Annotated in this window: 14 protein-coding genes; 2 read left to right on the forward strand and 12 right to left on the reverse strand. The window is 68.7% G+C overall.

The genetic code is table 11. The annotated features are described in order from the left end of the window. Positions 1-5 precede the first annotated feature (5 nt). The 9 genes from H0X91_RS20400 to H0X91_RS20440 form a co-directional block, all read right to left on the reverse strand. The gene (locus H0X91_RS20400) at positions 6-1,037 is read right to left on the reverse strand and encodes an SIS domain-containing protein (protein WP_196433289.1); all 1,032 of its coding nucleotides are present in this window, start codon (positions 1,035-1,037) and stop codon (positions 6-8) included. Beyond that, positions 1,030-2,133, reverse strand: a complete 1,104-nt coding sequence (gene nagA / locus H0X91_RS20405; protein ID WP_012492393.1) for an N-acetylglucosamine-6-phosphate deacetylase — start codon at positions 2,131-2,133, stop codon at positions 1,030-1,032. The genes H0X91_RS20400 and nagA overlap by 8 nt, the downstream gene beginning before the upstream one ends. An 86-nt stretch (positions 2,134-2,219) precedes the next feature. Next, positions 2,220-2,954, reverse strand: coding sequence for a GntR family transcriptional regulator (locus H0X91_RS20410; RefSeq protein WP_006487014.1), 735 nt, complete (start codon positions 2,952-2,954; stop codon positions 2,220-2,222). Between the two features lie 312 nt (positions 2,955-3,266). Then, positions 3,267-6,482 (reverse strand): error-prone DNA polymerase, encoded by a 3,216-nt coding sequence (locus H0X91_RS20415; protein WP_196433287.1) that lies wholly within the window; start codon positions 6,480-6,482, stop codon positions 3,267-3,269. 6 nt (positions 6,483-6,488) lie between these two features. Beyond that, the gene (locus H0X91_RS20420; RefSeq protein WP_196433288.1) at positions 6,489-7,976 is read right to left on the reverse strand and encodes a Y-family DNA polymerase; all 1,488 of its coding nucleotides are present in this window, start codon (positions 7,974-7,976) and stop codon (positions 6,489-6,491) included. After that, positions 7,909-8,616, reverse strand: coding sequence for a translesion DNA synthesis-associated protein ImuA (gene imuA / locus H0X91_RS20425; RefSeq protein WP_062911170.1), 708 nt, complete (start codon positions 8,614-8,616; stop codon positions 7,909-7,911). Before imuA ends, H0X91_RS20420 begins: the two co-directional genes overlap by 68 nt. Before the next feature lie 159 nt (positions 8,617-8,775). Beyond that, complete coding sequence (locus tag H0X91_RS20430; protein WP_006486391.1) at positions 8,776-9,570, reverse strand: ABC transporter ATP-binding protein; 795 nt, start codon at positions 9,568-9,570, stop codon at positions 8,776-8,778. Between the two features lies 1 nt (position 9,571). After that, positions 9,572-10,468 carry an ABC transporter permease gene (locus H0X91_RS20435; protein ID WP_006486373.1) on the reverse strand — a complete coding sequence of 299 codons (897 nt, stop codon included), beginning with the start codon at positions 10,466-10,468 and terminating at the stop codon, positions 9,572-9,574. A gap of 139 nt (positions 10,469-10,607) precedes the next feature. Then, positions 10,608-11,573, reverse strand: a complete 966-nt coding sequence (locus H0X91_RS20440) for an ABC transporter substrate-binding protein (protein WP_059721064.1) — start codon at positions 11,571-11,573, stop codon at positions 10,608-10,610. Between the two features lie 332 nt (positions 11,574-11,905). Here H0X91_RS20440 and H0X91_RS20445 point away from each other — a divergent pair, with 332 nt between their 5' ends. After that, positions 11,906-12,223: a VF_A0006 family four-cysteine protein gene (locus tag H0X91_RS20445; RefSeq protein ID WP_006499038.1), complete on the forward strand. Its 318-nt coding sequence runs from the start codon at positions 11,906-11,908 to the stop codon at positions 12,221-12,223. A gap of 86 nt (positions 12,224-12,309) precedes the next feature. Here the strand turns inward: H0X91_RS20445 and H0X91_RS20450 are convergent, their stop codons facing one another. After that, positions 12,310-13,125, reverse strand: coding sequence for a MetQ/NlpA family ABC transporter substrate-binding protein (locus H0X91_RS20450; RefSeq protein ID WP_006486394.1), 816 nt, complete (start codon positions 13,123-13,125; stop codon positions 12,310-12,312). A 258-nt stretch (positions 13,126-13,383) separates the two neighbouring features. Beyond that, a complete protein-coding gene (locus H0X91_RS20455) occupies positions 13,384-15,021 on the reverse strand; it encodes a methyl-accepting chemotaxis protein (protein ID WP_062884751.1) in 1,638 nt (545 codons plus the stop codon). Between the two features lie 231 nt (positions 15,022-15,252). On the opposite strand from H0X91_RS20455, the gene H0X91_RS20460 reads away from it, so the two are divergent. Next, positions 15,253-15,543: a YciI family protein gene (locus H0X91_RS20460; RefSeq protein ID WP_006486398.1), complete on the forward strand. Its 291-nt coding sequence runs from the start codon at positions 15,253-15,255 to the stop codon at positions 15,541-15,543. A gap of 141 nt (positions 15,544-15,684) precedes the next feature. Here the strand turns inward: H0X91_RS20460 and H0X91_RS20465 are convergent, their stop codons facing one another. Continuing rightward, positions 15,685-16,302 (reverse strand): SCO family protein, encoded by a 618-nt coding sequence (locus H0X91_RS20465; RefSeq protein WP_062911169.1) that lies wholly within the window; start codon positions 16,300-16,302, stop codon positions 15,685-15,687. Between the last annotated feature and the right edge of the window lie 11 nt (positions 16,303-16,313).

The following is a 16,313-nucleotide window of genomic DNA, read 5'->3' on the forward strand; positions in this document are numbered from 1 at the left end:
GGCTATCAGTGCGTTTCGGTGACTTTGTTCAGGTGGCGCGGCGTGTCGGGATTGCGCCCGCGCGCGACGGCGAGATCCGCCGCCATCACGTAGAACGAAAGAATGGCGGCGATCGGGTCGAGCGCCGAATGGGCGGACTGCGCGAGCGGCAGCACGGCGCCCGATACGCCGGGCGTCGATACGCCGGGCGTGCCGGCCGGCGCCGCGAGCAGCACGGCGGCGCCGCGGGCGCGCATGTCCGCGGCGAGCTGCAGCAGGCCGGCCTGTTCGGGCCCCGGCGGCGCGAACACGAGCAGCGGATAGTCGCGGTCGATCAGCTCCATCGGGCCGTGACGGACTTCGGCGCTCGAGAATGCCTCGGCCTGGATGCCGGACGTTTCCTTCAGCTTCAGCGCGGCTTCCTGCGCGATCGCGAGGCCCAGACCACGGCCGATGACGATCATCCGCTCGACGCCCGCGAGCGCCGCGACGGCTTGCGACCAGTCGAGCCGGCCGGCCTGCGCGAGCACGTCGGGCAGCCCGCGCAACGCGGTCATCAGCGCGGCGTCGCGCTGCCAGTACGCGACGATCTGCGCGGACAGCGACAGCATCGCGATATAGCTCTTGGTCGCGGCGACCGACAGTTCGGGGCCGGCCAGCAGCGGCAACTGGTGCTCGCACGCATCGGCGAGCGGCGACGGCAGCACGTTCACGGCGGCGACGGTGCGCGCGCCGGCTTCGCGCAGCGCGGCCATCGTATTGACGAGATCGGGGCTCTTGCCCGACTGGGAGAACGCGATCGCGAGCTGGTCCTGCACCTTCAGCGGCGCCTGCTGCAGCGTCGCGACCGACATCGGCAGCGACGCGACCGGCACGCCGAGGCGGCTCATCGTCAGGCTCGCGAAATAGCTGGCGGCGTGATCCGAGCTGCCGCGCGCGACCGTCAGCGCGACGGCCGGCGGGTGATCGAGCAATTGGCCGGCGAGCGCTTCGACGCGCGCGGTGTCGGCGATCTGCGCGGCGACGACCTGGGCGGACTCGCGCGCTTCCTTAAGCATATTCGACAATCGATTCTCCTTCGACGTAGGTCGCGGTGAGGTTCAGGTCGCGATCGAACACCGCGAGGTCGGCCCATGCGCCGCGCTCGAGGCGGCCGCGATCGGTCACGCCGAGGTAGTCGGCCGCGTAGCGCGACATCCGGTTCGACACGTCGGCGATCGGCAGGCCGAGCGACACGAGGTTGCGCAGCGCCTGGTCCATCGTCAGCGTGCTGCCGGCGAGCGTGCCGTCTGCGAGCCGCACGCCGCCGAGGCACTTCGTCACGTGCTGGCTGCCAAGCCGGTATTCGCCGTCGGGCATGCCGGTGGCGGACGTGCTGTCGGTCACGACGTACAGGCGCGGAATCGCGCGCAGCGCAGCACGAATCGCGCCCGGGTGGACGTGCAGCAGATCGGGGATGATTTCCGCGTATTCGGCATGCGCGAGCGCCGCGCCGACGAGGCCCGGGTTGCGGTGATGCAGCGGCGACATCGCGTTGAACAGGTGCGTGAAACCGCATGCGCCGTGCTTGAGCGCGGCGACCGCGTCGTCGTAGGTTGCGAGCGAGTGGCCAAGCTGCACGCGCACGCCGCGCGCGGCCATCTCGCCGATGATCTCGATGTGGCCCGCGATTTCCGGCGCGAGCGTGACGACGCGGATCGGCGCGATCGACAGGTACTTCAGCACCTCGTCGAGCACGGCCGACACGGCCGCGTCGGGCTGCGCGCCGAGCTTGCCGGGGTTGATGTACGGCCCTTCGAGATGCACGCCGAGCACGCGGGCGCCGCCCGGCGTGCGGGCCCGCGCGGCGGTGCCGAGATTCGCGACGACTTCCATCAGTTCGTCGCGCGGCGCGGTCATCGTCGTCGCGAGCAGGCTCGTCGTGCCGAATTGCGCATGCGTGCGGACGATCGTTTCGATCGCGTCGCCGCCTTCCATCACGTCGGCGCCGCCGCCGCCATGCACGTGCAGGTCGATGAAGCCGGGCAGGATGTACGGCGCGTCGTTCTTCGCGGGATCGACGGGCGCGCCGTCGAGCGTGGTGATGCGGCCGTTCTCGCTATCGAGCGAACCGTGAATCCAGCCGTCGGGGGTGAGGATGTTTCCAGTCAGCATGACGTTCTCTTGATGATCTGGTGACGCGGGCATCCGCGTCGTGATTTGCAAATCCGTTGCATGTGCTGCGCGGGCAGTCTCGCGCGTCAGCGTTTCAGTTCGGCGACGAAGTCGTAATAGTCGTCGCGGCAATACGTTTCGCTCATTTCGATCGCGCGCTGGTCGACGCCGTAGCCGATCCGCGTGATCACCAGCAGCGCCGAGCCCGGCTTCACCGCCATCCATTTCGCGATCGCGTGCGTCGCGTTCGCCGCGCGAAAGTGCTGCAGCGCGCGCACGACGGTCATGCCGCGCGCCTCCAGGTATTCGTACAGCGATGCACCGAGCACCTGCGGATCGGGCACCACCGCCGCGGGCAGCGTCGAATGCTCGACCGCCATCACGATGCCGTCCGCGCGGCGCAGCCGTTCGAGCCGCGCCACCGTCGCGCCGGGCGCGAGGCCGAGATGCGTGAGCTCGTCGCGGCTCGCGGTGCGCAGCGTGCGCGACAGCCACACCGAATCGGGCACGAAGCCGCGCTGGCGCATCTTCGCGGTGAAGCCGACGAGGCGCGACAGCGGATCGGCAACGCGCGGCGTGATGAAGCTGCCCGCACCGCGCGCCCGCTTGATCAGGCCCTGCTCGACCAGCAGCGCGAGGGCGCGACGCGCGGTGATCCGCGACACGCCGACCGACACCGACAGCAGCCGCTCCGACGGCAGCGCCTCGCCGGCCTGCCACGCGCCCGCGTGGATCGCGCTCGCCAGATTGCGGGCGAGCTGCAGATAGAGCGGCGTATCGTCGAGGGGATCGGGCGCCAGTTCGGCCCAGCCGGTTTCCATGTGCCTCCGCGTGTCGGACGACGATCTCCGACCGTCGAAAGTGAACGCATTATATAACCACAATAATACCAGTCAACGAACTGGTATTAGCGCCGCGGAAATCGCCGAAAGCCTTGCGCGGCAAGCGTTTTAGTACTGGCAAAGCCTTTGTTTACAACGCAGTGCGGGATAGGGATTTACCCGAAGTGGTATGCAAGGGGACAGTTCCAGTGCGTGGACCGGCCGGGTTTCCGGCACGAATATGAGACCAGAATAGAACCAATTTGGCTGACTGGTATGCATCGACGACAGCGCGCCGGTGCGACGCGCGGATCAGTGGAATTCCCGGCTCGACGTGCGCAGGCCACCGAGCAGCGGCGTCAGATCCTCGAAATGCTGCGCGACGAGGTGCCGCACGTCGCTCACGACCTGCCACACGCCGGACGCCGCGAGCAGCCGCGAATCGAGTGTTTCGCGGCGCTGCCGCGCGAGCAGCTCGGGCCGGACGATCACGTTCACGCAGCCCGTTTCGTCCTCGAGCGTCATGAACATCACGCCCTTCGCGGTGCCCGGCATCTGCCGGGCGATCACGAGCCCGCATGCGCGTGCGAGCCGGCCGTCGGGACGGTCGCGCAACTCGGCCGACGACGACAGCCGCTGCGCGCGCAAGGCCGGACGCAGCAACGCGACCGGATGGCGGTTCAGCGTGAGGCCGGTGGTGTGATAGTCGGCGAGGATGTCGTCGGCTTCCGACGGCGCGCCGAGCGCAGGTTGCTCCACCTCGTCGATCGGCGCGGCGGCGAGCAGGTCGCGCTCCGGCGCCGCGGCGACGGCCTGCCACAACGCATCGCGACGATGGCCGGCGAGCGTCGCGAGCGCATTCGCGGCGGCGAGCGCTTCGAGATCGCGACGTTCGAGTTGCGCGCGGCGCGCGAGGGTGTCGACGTTGTCGAACGGGCCGGCGGCGCGTGCGGCTTCGATGCGCCGCGCGGCGGCTTCGCTCAGGCCGCGCACGAGCGACAGGCCGAGCCGCACGGCCGGCTGACCGTGCGGCGGCGGCTGGTCGGGCAACGCCTCGAGCGCGGCTTCCCAGGTGCTTTGCGTCACGTCGATCGGCAGCACCTTCACGCGGTGACGCTTCGCGTCCTGCACGAGTTGCGACGGCGGGTAGAACCCCATCGGCTGGCTGTTCAGCAGCGCGGCGAGAAAGATCGCGGGTTCGTGGCATTTAAGCCAGCTGCTCGCGTACGCGAGTTTCGCGAAGCTCGCGGCGTGGCTTTCGGGGAACCCGTATTCGCCGAAGCCCTTGATCTGCTCGAAGATCTGCTCGGCGAATTCGCGCGTGTAGTTGCGTTCGAGCATCCCGCTGATGATCTTGTCCTGATATTTCTCGAGATTGCCCTTGCGCTTCCACGCGGCCATCGCACGACGCAAGTCATCCGCTTCGCCAGGTGTAAAACCCGCGGCGACGATCGCAATCTGCATCACCTGTTCCTGGAAGATCGGCACACCCAGCGTACGAACGAGCACTTCCTTGAGCGCGTCGCTCGGATACGTGACCTCGCCCTCCTCTTCACCGGCCACGATCCTGCGCCGCTGCAAATACGGATGCACGGCGCCGCCTTGAATCGGACCGGGCCGCACGATCGATACCTGAACGACGAGATCGTAGTAGTTGCGCGGCTTCAGCCGCGGCAGCATCGACATCTGCGCGCGCGATTCGATCTGGAACACGCCGACGGTATCGGCACGGCAGATCATGTCGTAGGTTGCCTTGTCATCCTGCGGAATGTGTTTCAGCGTGAATGGCTTGCCGTCCTTCGCTGGCCCGCGCCACGCGGTGCGCAGGTCGAACGCGCGATGCAGCGCCGACAGCATGCCGAGCGCGAGTACGTCGACCTTCATCAGCCCGAGCGCTTCGAGATCGTCCTTGTCCCACTGGATCACGCGCCGCCCGTCCATCGCCGCGTTCTCGACCGGCACGAGCCGCGTGAGCTTGCCGCGGCTGATCACGAAGCCGCCCGAATGCTGCGACAGGTGGCGCGGGAAGTTGAGCAAGCGCCCGGCCAGTTCGGCCCATGTGCGAATCAGCGGCGTTTCGGGATCGAGCCCGGTCGACGCGAATTGCCGCAGCAGATCGCGACTGCCGTCGAACCAGCGATGCCCCTTTGCGACGCGATCGACCAGCATCGGATCGACGCCGAGCGCCTTGCCGGTTTCGCGCAGCACGCCGCGCGGACGATACGTCGAAACGGCAGCCGCGAGCGCGGCGCGATCCTTGCCGTATTTTGCGTAGATGTGCTGGATCACTTCTTCGCGGCGCTGATGCTCGAAGTCGACGTCGATATCCGGCGGCTCGCCGCGTTCCTCGCTGATGAAACGCTCGAACAGCATCGTGCTTTGCTCGGGATTCACTTCGGTGATGCCGAGGCAATAACAGACGACCGAGTTCGCGGCCGAGCCACGGCCCTGGCACAGGATGTTCTGGCTGCGCGCGTATTTGACGATGTCGTAGACGGTCAGGAAGAACGGCTCGTAGCTCAGCCGGGCGATCAGGTCGAGTTCATGACGGATCTGCTTGTCGACCTTCTCCGGAATGCCCTGCGGATAACGCACCGCCGCTCCGGCGAAGGTTTCCTGTTCCAGATAGCGCGTCGGCGTCAGTCCCGCCGGCACGATCTCGTCGGGATACTCGTAACGCAGCGAGTCGAGTTCGAAATCGCATGCATCGAACATCGCGCACGTCTCCGCGATCTCGGCCGACGAAAACAACTTCGCGATCCGCCCGCGCGAACGCAGATGCTGCTCCGCATTCGGCGCGAGCGCGTACCCGCATTCGGACACCGGCATCCCGACGCGAATCGCCGTCATCACGTCCTGCAGCGGCTTGCACGAGCGCACGTGCATCGTCACGTCGCCCAGCGCGACGAGTCGCACGCCGCGCCGTTTGCCGGCCTCGCGAATCTCGTCGCGCTGCGCGCCGTCCAGCGCGCGCTGCAACTGCACGAGCCCGAGCCGCGCCCGCTCGCCGAACATCGCGCGAAACCACGCGACCTGCGCATCGAGCACGTCCGCCCGCACCGGGTACGTCGGCACGAGAATCGCGAAGCAGTCGGGCATGCCGCGCAAGTGGGCAAACTCCGCCGGCGGCGCCGACAGCATCCGCGACGTCAGCTGGTAAGTGCCCTTCGGCGATGCCATCCGCCGCCACGAAATCAACTCGGAAAGATTGCCGTACCCTTCGCGGTTCTGCGCGAGCAGCACGAGCCCGAACGCACCGGGGCCCGGGTCGTGGCCGGGCGCGACGTCATCCGGCGTGACGTCGAAATACGAACCGATGACGAGCGGCAATCCGTTCGCCTTCGCCGCGACATGCATGCGCGGCGCGCCGGCGAGCGAGCATTCGTCGGTGATCGCGATCCCGCGATAGCCGAGTTCCACCGCACGCTCGACCAGTTCGTCCGCATGCGACGCGCCATGCAGGAATGAAAAGTTCGAACGGCAGAACAACTCCGCGTAATCGGGCAGCCCGCTGAAATCCGCCATCATCTTCGTTCACCCGAACAGGCCGTGCAGGAACCAGTGCGGTTCGGACTCGCTCCCCGCCCGTTCCCTGAACACCCAATAGCACGCACCGGCTTCGTCCTGCGCGACGTGGTAATCGCGTGCCGCGAGCTGACCATCGAACCACCCGGCCTCGATCCGCTCCGCCGACGACATCATCCTCAGCGGCGTATGGAATACCGGCCGCTCGCCACGCATCAGCAACGGCAACGGTTCGGCCAGCAACCACGCGGGGCGCGGCGGCACGGCCGGCGGCCCGCCGGCCGGCTTGCCCGCCTGCGCATCGAGCGGCAGCCAGCGGTTCGCGGCTTCGGGCCGATGATCGGCGACGGGTGCCGCGCGCAGCACGTTGTCCGCGCCGAGCCGCGCGACCAGCAACTCGAGCAACCGCTCGCGGGTTTCCCGCGTACCGCCCGGCTCGGGAAAAAGATCGTCGGCCGGCGGCGCGACCGATTCGACGCGCGTGGCCTTCAGACGCACCGCGATCACCGCAGCCGGCAGCTCGACGCGCGCGAGCCGCTCGCCGAGCAGCCGCATGAAATGCCCCTCGTCGCGCACGGGGGCGGCGAACGCGAGCGCGAGCGGGGTCGGCGGCACGGCCTGGCGGCCGCGTTCGTGCTCGAGATCGAACGTCATCGCGGCGAGCGACAGGTGCCGCGCGGCCAGCCAGCCGCACAGCTGCACGACGAGCCGCCGCGCGGCGAACAGCACGGCTTCCGCGTATTCGACGCGCTCCGGCAACTCGAGCCGCACGTCGAACACGGGCGGCACCGCCATCCACGCCAGCGGCTCGACCGCTTCGCCGTACGCACGATCGAGCGCGGCCAGCAACGCGGGACCGCAGCGTCGCTGCAGCCCTGCGCGCGGCAGGCGGCGCAGATCGGCGAGCGTGCGGCAGCCGAGGCCGTCGAACCAGCCCGCATACGGACGCGCATCGGGCAGCAGCACGCATGGCAGCCGGTCGAGCGTGCGGACGAGCGAGGCCTGGCGTGCGACGCGGCGCCGGCTGCGTGCGCGGGCCGACGTGCGCGCGAGCAGCCATGCGCCGCGCCCGGTCGGCGCGGCGGACAGGCGCGCCGCGTAGCCGAGCGTCGCGAGCGTCGCGCGCACCTGGCGGCACAGCGACGGCAGGCCGCCGAACAGGCGCAGGCTCGGGCCGACGTCGACGATCAGCGTGGCTTCGTCGTCGAGCGCGACGCACGGCGAGAAACGCAGCAGCGCGAGCGCGACCGCGCGCAGCGCATCGGCTTCGCGCGCGGGATCGCGTTCGACGAGTTGCGTATCGGGCGCGAGCGTGAGCACGCCGCCGCGCTTCATGCCCGCGCGCACGCCCTGCCGGCGCGCGGCCGCGTCGGCGATCAGCACGACGCCCTGCTCGAGCACCGCGCAACCGGCCTCGCCGGCCGCCGCGTCAGACGGCGGCGGGGCGCACACGTCGAGCGGCAGGCGCGGCAGATGGATGCCGAGCAAGACGCGCATAGCGGCTCTCCACGATGGGCGACGGCAAATCGAGCACGAGCGGCTCGCTGCGCGCGGGCCCGCGACGCTTGACGATGTCGAGCGACACGCCACCCGGCACCGGATACAGCGCGACGCGCAGCACGGCCGGCGACGGCTGCCGCGTGGCCGACAGCGGACGCAGCATCACGAACAGCGTGTCGCCCGTGCGCGCGGCCGCGAGATGCAGGCGCCGCAGCGCATCGGGCCGCGCGTCCTGCCAGAGCAGCAGCGCGCCGCAACAGCCGGTCTTGAGCGCCTGCTCGGCGGCCCACAACGCATCGGTACGGCTACCGGCGCGCAGCCACAGCAGCGTGTCGGCCGGCACGCCGAGACTGGCGAGCGCGGTGGCATGCGGCGACTGCGGCGGCGCGACGAGCGCGAGCGGCCGCCGCACGCTGACGGTGCGGGCAAGCGCCGGCGCAAGCAGCCGCATCTCGCCGCAGCCCGGCTGCGCGGCCAGCAGTTCGACGAGGCCGCCGACCGGCCAGCCGCCGCCCGGCAGCTCGGCCGACAGCGGCGCGAAGCCCGTGTCGATCGTGCGCGGGCCGCCGCGCGCGAGCTGCGAGCCGCGCCAAAGGGACGGATGAAGGGATTCGGGAGTAATGGAGGATGCGAGCATGACGCCACCCACAACTGTATGGATATACAGTATATGGCAATGCGCGCGCGTCGCACAGCACCGGTGCAAAACCGGTTTTCGTCGGAAGAAACCAGGGAGAAGCCGGCGCGCCCGTCATGTCACGGTGCGCCGGCCCGTCAGCCGTCGGTCAGCAGCCCGTCAGCCGAGCAGCAACGCGTCGTCGTCGAGCTGCTCGTGCCGCACCTTCTCGAACATCTGCAGCAGATCCGGCACGTCCAGCCCCTTGCGCGCGTCGCCCGACACGTCGAGCACGACCTGCCCCTGGTGCAGCATCACCGTGCGGTCGCCGTAGTCGAGCGCCTGCCGCATGCTGTGCGTGACCATCATCGTCGTCAGCTTGCTCTCGGCGACGATGCGCGCGGTCAGCTCCAGCACGAACGCGGCCGTCTTCGGATCGAGCGCGGCCGTGTGCTCGTCGAGCAGCAGGATCCGCGACGGCCGCAGCGACGCCATCAGCAGGCTCACGGCCTGCCGCTGGCCGCCCGACAGCAGCCCGATCCGGTCGGTCAGCCGGTTTTCCAGCCCGAGGTTCAGCAGCCGCAGCTTGTCGCGGAACAGCTCGCGCGACGGCCGGTCGAGCGCCGCCCGGAAGCCGCGCCGCGCGCCGCGCGCCATCGCGAGCGCCATGTTCTCCTCGATCGTCAGCGCCTCGCAGGTGCCGGCCATCGGATCCTGAAACACGCGCGCGACGAGGTGCGCGCGGTCCCACGCGGCCTTGCGCGTCACATCCGTGCCGTCGATCGCGATGCGTCCCGCATCGACGCGCTGGTCGCCGCTGACCGCATTGAGGAAGGTCGACTTGCCGGCGCCGTTCGAGCCGATCACCGCGACGAACTGGCCGTCGGGAATCTCGAGCGACAGCCCGCGCAGCGCGCGCGTCTCGATCGGCGTGCCGGGATTGAACGTGAGTTTGAGATCGTGTGCGGACAGCATGTCATGCCCCTCCGTTCTTGCGCGCGAACAGCTTCTTGCGCGTCGCCGGCAGCACCAGCGCGATCGTGACGAGCGCGGCCGTCACGAGGTTCAGGTCCTGCGCCTTCAGGCCGATGAATTCGCTGTTCAGCGCGAGCGCGATGAAGAAGCGGTAGACGATCGCGCCGAGCACGACGGCAAGCGTCGTCAGCACCAGCCGGCGCGCCGGCAGCAGCGTCTCGCCGATGATCACGGCGGCCAGCCCGATCACGATCGTGCCGATCCCCATCGAGATGTCCGAGCCGCCCTGCGTCTGCGCGAACAGGGCGCCCGCGAGCGCGACGAGCGCGTTCGACAGCGCCATCCCGGCAAGCGTCGCCCGGCCGGTCGCGATGCCCTGCGCGCGCGCCATCCGCGGGTTCGCGCCGGTCGCGCGCATCGCGAGGCCGAGCTGCGACGAGAAGAACCAGTCGAGGCCGAGCTTCGCGATCACGACGACGATCGCGAGCAGCGCCGGGCGCAGCACGTAATCGGGCATCCAGTCGGGCTGCAGCACGGTGAAGAGCGTCGGCTCGGTGATCAGCGGCACGTTCGGCCGGCCCATGATCCGCAGGTTCACCGAGTAGAGCGCGATCATCATCAGGATACTGGCGAGCAGATCCATGATCTTCAGGCGCACGTTCAGCCAGCCGGTGACGAAGCCGGCCAGCGCGCCCGCGACGATCGCGAGCAGCGTCGCGGAAAACGGGTCATGGCCGGCCGAGATCAGCGTCGCGGCGACGGCGCCGCCGAGCGGAAAGCTGCCGTCGACGGTGAGGTCGGGGAAGTTGAGGATGCGAAACGAGATCAGCACCCCGAGGGCGACGAGGCTGAAGATCAGGCCGATCTCCAGTGCGCCCAGAAACGAGAACAGAGACATGATGGGGAAATCCTGTTGCTTCCCGGCCGGACGTGTACGGCCGGGCGAAGCGAACGGGCGGCCCCGGGTGGGAGCCGCCCGTCCGGCGATGTCGTCGAGGCCCGGATCGGGCCTGCAAGCGCGGCGGTCGGGCCGCGGCTTACTTGATGACCGTCTTCGCTTCCTTCACGAGATCCGGCGACAGCGTGACGCCCTGCTTCGCGGCCGCGCCCGTATTCACGAACAGTTCGAGGTTGCTGCTCGTCTCCGACGCGATCGCGCCCGGCTTCTCGCCCTTCAGGATGCGCGCGACGACCCTGCCCGTCTGGCGGCCGAGGTCGCCGTAGTTGATGCCGAGCGCCGCGATGCCGCCGCGCTTCACGCTGTCGGTGTCGCCCGCGACGAGCGGAATCTTCGCTTCGTTCGCGACCTTCACCAGCGCTTCGTACGCGGACACGACGTTGTTGTCGGTGTTCGTGTAGATCACGTCGACCTTGCCGATCAGGCTCTTCGCGGCCGGGCCGATGTCGACGGTGCGCGGCGCGGCCGCTTCCTTCAGCGTCATCCCCTGCTTCGCGAGGATCTCCTTGAGCTCCTTCACGACGACGACCGAATTCGCCTCGCCCGGGTTGTAGACCATGCCGACCGTCTTCGCATTCGGCACGACGCGCTTGATCAGCGCGACCTGGCGATCGAGCGGCAGCTTGTCGGACACGCCCGTCACGTTGGTGCCCGACGGGCCCCAGCCCTTCACGAGCTGCGCGGCGACCGGGTCGGTGACGCCCGAGTAGACGACCGGCACGCTCTTCGTCGCGGCGACGACCGACTGCGCGGCCGGCGTTGCGATCGCGACGATCACGTCGGGCTTGTCGCCGACGAACTTGCGCGCGATCTGCGCGGCCGTGCCGGTGTTGCCCTGCGCGCTCTGGTATTCCCACTTGAGCTTGTCGTCGCCGTAACCTTCCGCCTTCAGTTCGGCGCGCACGCCGTCGCGGATCGCATCGAGCGCCGGATGGTCGACGATCGACAGCACCTTGACGGTCTGTGCATGCGCGGCGCCTGCCAGCGCGAGTGCGGCGACGCCGGCCGTGATCGAACGGATCGCGAAAGTCTTGAATCGCTTCATGGGTGAGTCTCCCCCGTATTGTGTCGGTTCTGGATGATGGATTCCCGCCGCCGTCGGGCGGGCGCCGCCCGTGCGTCCGAGACGCGGGCGATCGGCCCGCGCACGCTCCGGGAAAGCGTGCAGCGGCGAACGCACGAGGATACCATTTCCGCAGACCACCGCCTGACTCCGTGCTTTCGCGCGGCGCGCCGGACACAACCTCGCCGAGGCCCCGAGAAAGCGCGCCAAGCCTTGCCGGTGGCGGCGCCGATCCGCGTCGGCCAATGCGTCGGCCGCGCATGCGGCTTTACGCTATGCTGTCGGCCGACCCAATCCACTCCACCGGAGGGCAGATGAAACGGGGTATCCGAGCCGCCGCATTCGCAGCATTCACCGCCGTCGCGCTGACACTCCCGGGCGCGGCGTTCGCGCTGACCGACGGCAACGCGCAATACGACGACTGCATGCTCAACGCGCTGCGCGAAAGCCGCAACGGCGCGGCGGCCCAGTTGATCCAGCGCTCGTGCGACGCGCTGTACCGCAACAACGCGATGCTGCTGCCGCGCGAACGGCGCTTTCACGAGTGCGTCGTGCAGTCGCTACCCGGCGTGCGCGACAACTACGCGATCCAGCAGATCATGTCGATCTGCTCGCGGCGCGGGGAGATGTAGGCATAGGCGCGCGTGCCGCGCCAATGAAAAAAGGGCCTGCGCGATGCAGGCCCTTTTCGTTCAGCGGTCCGACCGGTGAGCGGCGTTCAGAACGACGCGACCATCGAGCCCTTGAACTGCTTCTTGATGAATTCCTTCACTTCCGGCGACTGGTACGCCTTGACCAGCTTCTTCACCCACGGCTGATCCTTGTCCTTCGCGCGCACGGCGATCAGGTTCGCGTACGGGCTCGTCAGCGATTCGAGCGCGATCGCGTCCTTGGTCGGCTGCAGGTTCGCGGCCAGCGCGTAGTTCGTGTTGATCACGGCCGCGTCGACGTCCGACAGCACGCGCGGCAATTGCGCGGCGTCGAGTTCGGAGATCTTCAGCTTCTTCGGGTTCTCGGCGATGTCGAGCACCGTCGCGTTGTTGCCGCCCGTGCCGGCGCCGGCCTTCAGCTTGATCACGCCTTGCGTCTGCAGCAGCAGCAGCGCGCGGTTCTCGTTCGACGGATCGTTCGGCACCGCGAGCTTCGCGCCCTGCGGCAGATCCTTCAGCGACTTGAACTTCTTCGAGTACACGCCGATCGGCGAGATGTAGGTCAGGCCCGCGCTGACGATCTTGTAGCCGCGCTGCTTCACCTGGCTGTCGAGGTAGGGCTGGTGCTGGAAGCTGTTCGCGTCGAGGTCGCCCGAATCGAGCGCCGCGTTCGGCTGCACGTAGTCGTTGAACTCGATGACCTTCACGTTCAGGCCTTCCTTCTCTTTCGCGACCTTCTGCACGACTTGCCACACTTCCGAATCCGGGCCGGCGACCGTGCCGACCTTGATCACCTTGTCTTCGGCGTGCGCGCCTGCCGACAGCGTCAGCGCGGCGCCGGTGGCCAGCACGGAAAATACCTTCAGGAGACTGCGACGCTTCATCTGTTTCTCGCTTTCTTGCTTACTGGAAATGGGGCGCGATACGGGTATGCCCGGACTCGCAGGAAGGGCCAAATGGTGTCACAGGATCGGCGGGAAGTGAAATACATCCCGCTCATATGGGTATGCACCAGCGCAGTGCCGGCGGCCGCTGCATAGCTCGGCCGTTAGTTGCATTTTTCCTCGACGCATCGGCCCATCGGCCCATCGGCCCATCGGCCCATCGGCCCATCGGCCCATTGGCCAATCGGCCGATACGCGTCACGCCGCGACCGTCTCGTCGGCCGCCTTCGTGCCGAAAGCCGGCTCGGCTGTCCGCGCACCGGTCCCGCGCGGCGACGGGCCGCCGGTATTGGCGACCCGGAACGCGCCGACCGCGTCGCGCAGCCGCGCGGCCTGTTCCTGCAGCGACGCAGCGGCCGCGGCCGCTTCCTCGACCAGCGCCGCATTCTGCTGCGTCACCTGGTCCATCTGCGTGACCGCGCGGCCGACCTGCGTGATGCCGCTCGCCTGCTCCTCGGACGCCGCCGCGATCTCGCCCATGATGTCGGTCACGCGTGCGACCGCCTGCAGGATCTCGCCCATCGTCGTGCCGGCCTGACCGACCAGCGTCGAGCCGTTGCGCACGCGCTCGACCGAATCGACGATCAGCGCGCGGATCTCCTTCGCGGCCGTCGCGCTGCGCTGCGCGAGCGAGCGCACCTCGCCCGCGACCACCGCGAAGCCGCGGCCCTGCTCGCCCGCGCGCGCGGCTTCGACCGCCGCGTTCAGCGCGAGGATGTTGGTCTGGAACGCGATGCCCTCGATCACGCCGATGATGTCGGCGATCTTGCGCGAGCTGTCGTCGATCTCGCCCATCGTGCCGATCACGCGGTTCACGACGTCGCTGCCCGCACGCGCGATGTCCGACGCATTGTTCGCGAGCCCGCTCGCCTGCCGCGCGTTGTCCGCGTTCTGCTTCACCGTCGCGGTCAGCTGCTCCATGCTCGCGGCGGTTTCCTCGAGCGACGCGGCCTGCTCCTCGGTGCGCTGCGACAGGTCGTCGTTGCCGGCCGAAATCTGGCGGCTCGCCGACGCGATCGATTCGGCCGACTGGCGAATCCCGCCGATCGTCGCCTGCAACCGTGCCTGCATGTCGTGCATCGCGGCCATCATGCTGGTGCGATCGCCCGCGCGCACCGGCACCGGCTGCGTGAGGTCGCCCTGCGCGATGCGCGTCGCGAGCGCGGCCGCTTCGTCCGGCTCGCCGCCGAGGCTGCCGCGCACGTTGCGGATGATCACCAGCATCGCCGCGCTGATCACGAAGCCGATCACGAACACCATGGCCAGATGGCCGAACAGCGTCCGGTAGTACACGGTGTCGATGTCCTTCAGGAACACGCCGCTCGAGATGTTCCAGTCCCACGGCGCGAACCGCGTGACGTAGCTGATCTTCGGCACGGCCGTCTCGCTGTGCGGCAGCCGCCCGCGATATTCGGCGAAGCCGCTGCCGGTCGCCTTCGCCGCGTTCAGGATCGTCACGAACAGCGGCTTGCCGTCCGGATCGAGATAGTCGCCGACCTGCGTGTTGACGAGTTTCGGCAGCGTCGGATGCATCAGCACGACCGGCTTCGAATCCATCACGAACACGTAGCCCGAATCGCCGTAACGCATCGCGGCGAGGCTCGCGAGCGCGTCGCGCTTCGCGTCGGCCTCGGGCAGCGTGCCGCTCTGCGCGAGCGCGTGATAGGCCTTCACGATGCCCGCCGCCGAGTCGACGAGATTCGCGATGCCGGCCTTGCGTTCGGCGAGCATCGTCGCGCGCGTCTCGTAGGCGCTCCATGCGCCGACGCCCAGAAGACCGATCCATACCAGCGCAAGCGCGAGCCACAGCTTGCGGTTCAAACTCATTCTGCTCATCTGCGTGCCTCTGTCGATGTCGATGCATCCGACGCGCGAACGGCCGGCCGCGCGCAAACGGTTGCTCTTTTATTTACGGCAACGAGGCTTACATCTTGAATACGCGTCGCCGCGGCGAACCGGCAATCGACAGGCCCCCACGCGGCGCGCCGGCGCGACAGCCCGCATCCGCTGTGCTAAAAAGACCGGCTGGCCGGCGCGCGAAGCGCCGGCATCATTCCAGGGGCATCCATGTACGTCATCGACATCCACTACACCGCGTCGCTCGAGCGCATCGACGACGCGCTCGAGCGCCATCGCGCGTACCTGCAGCCGCAGTTCGACAAGGGCATCTTCATCGCGGCGGGGCCGAAGGTGCCGCGCGCAGGCGGCATGATCCTCGCGGCCCGCATCGATCGCGACGCACTCGACGCGATCCTCGAGACCGACCCGTTCGTCACCGAGGGGCTCGCCACGTATCGCGTGACGGAATTCCGGATCACCCGCGCCGCGTCGGGCTTCAACGTGCCGGCGCTGCCGTAACGCGGCTTCGGCGCAATACGTGCGCATGCCGACGCGCCGCCCGGCGGGCAGCGCATGCGCGCAAAGATGAGAGCGGGGAAACGTGACGGCGCGAACACGGCCGTCACGCGAAACGCCGGGCGGGCGCCCGGCGGCGGCCGGTCAGTCGACCAGCAGCTTCAGGTCGTGGACCCACGGGGCCGGGCCCTGGCCGTCGCGCACGAACAGGCGCAGCTTGCCGTCGCGGTCGAACACGTAGCTCGCGGCCGTGTGATCCATCGTGTAGCTGCCGGGCGTCTTGCCGGGCACCTTCGCGTAGTACACGCGGAAATCCTTCGTGACCTTCTTGAGCTGCGCTTCGTCGGCCGGCCGCAGGCCGATGAACGACGGATCGAACGCGGGCACGTACTGGCCGAGCAGCGCCGGCGTGTCGCGCTCCGGATCGACGGTGACGAACAGCACCTGCACGCGATTCGCGGCATCCGGCCCGAGCTGCTTCAGCGCTTCGGACAATTCCGCCATCGTGGTCGGGCACACGTCCGGGCAATGCGTATAGCCGAAGAACATCACGACGGCCTTGCCCTTGAAGTCGGCGAGCGTGCGGACCTTGCCGCTCGTATCGGGCAGCGCGAAGTCGCTGCCGAACTGCGTGTTGCCGGTGATGTCGAGATTCTGGAATTTCGGCGCGTTGTCGCATCCGGCGAGCAGCAGCGCTGCCGTGAATGCGCACGCGAGCATCCAGCCTTGGCGCGCGCGGCGCCCGAACCGTGATGGGAGCATTGCGTTCAAAC

This window comes from Burkholderia sp. 9777_1386, assembly GCF_015712265.1.
GTDB lineage: Bacteria > Pseudomonadota > Gammaproteobacteria > Burkholderiales > Burkholderiaceae > Burkholderia > Burkholderia cenocepacia.

Excerpts from the sequence above, each read along its gene's own strand:
- nagA (WP_012492393.1), bottom strand. The coding sequence starts at position 2,133 with ATGCTGACTGGAAACATCCTCACCCCCGACGGCTGGATTCACGGTTCG.
- H0X91_RS20410 (WP_006487014.1), bottom strand. The coding sequence starts at position 2,954 with ATGGAAACCGGCTGGGCCGAACTGGCGCCCGATCCCCTCGACGATACG.
- H0X91_RS20460 (WP_006486398.1), top strand. The coding sequence starts at position 15,253 with ATGTACGTCATCGACATCCACTACACCGCGTCGCTCGAGCGCATCGAC.
- imuA (WP_062911170.1), bottom strand. The coding sequence starts at position 8,616 with ATGCTCGCATCCTCCATTACTCCCGAATCCCTTCATCCGTCCCTTTGG.
- H0X91_RS20465 (WP_062911169.1), bottom strand. The coding sequence starts at position 16,302 with ATGCTCCCATCACGGTTCGGGCGCCGCGCGCGCCAAGGCTGGATGCTC.
- H0X91_RS20420 (WP_196433288.1), bottom strand. The coding sequence starts at position 7,976 with ATGCGCGTCTTGCTCGGCATCCATCTGCCGCGCCTGCCGCTCGACGTG.
- H0X91_RS20440 (WP_059721064.1), bottom strand. The coding sequence starts at position 11,573 with ATGAAGCGATTCAAGACTTTCGCGATCCGTTCGATCACGGCCGGCGTC.
- H0X91_RS20435 (WP_006486373.1), bottom strand. The coding sequence starts at position 10,468 with ATGTCTCTGTTCTCGTTTCTGGGCGCACTGGAGATCGGCCTGATCTTC.
- H0X91_RS20450 (WP_006486394.1), bottom strand. The coding sequence starts at position 13,125 with ATGAAGCGTCGCAGTCTCCTGAAGGTATTTTCCGTGCTGGCCACCGGC.
- H0X91_RS20400 (WP_196433289.1), bottom strand. The coding sequence starts at position 1,037 with ATGCTTAAGGAAGCGCGCGAGTCCGCCCAGGTCGTCGCCGCGCAGATC.
- H0X91_RS20455 (WP_062884751.1), bottom strand. The coding sequence starts at position 15,021 with ATGAGCAGAATGAGTTTGAACCGCAAGCTGTGGCTCGCGCTTGCGCTG.
- H0X91_RS20430 (WP_006486391.1), bottom strand. The coding sequence starts at position 9,570 with ATGCTGTCCGCACACGATCTCAAACTCACGTTCAATCCCGGCACGCCG.
- H0X91_RS20415 (WP_196433287.1), bottom strand. The coding sequence starts at position 6,482 with ATGATGGCGGATTTCAGCGGGCTGCCCGATTACGCGGAGTTGTTCTGC.
- H0X91_RS20445 (WP_006499038.1), top strand. The coding sequence starts at position 11,906 with ATGAAACGGGGTATCCGAGCCGCCGCATTCGCAGCATTCACCGCCGTC.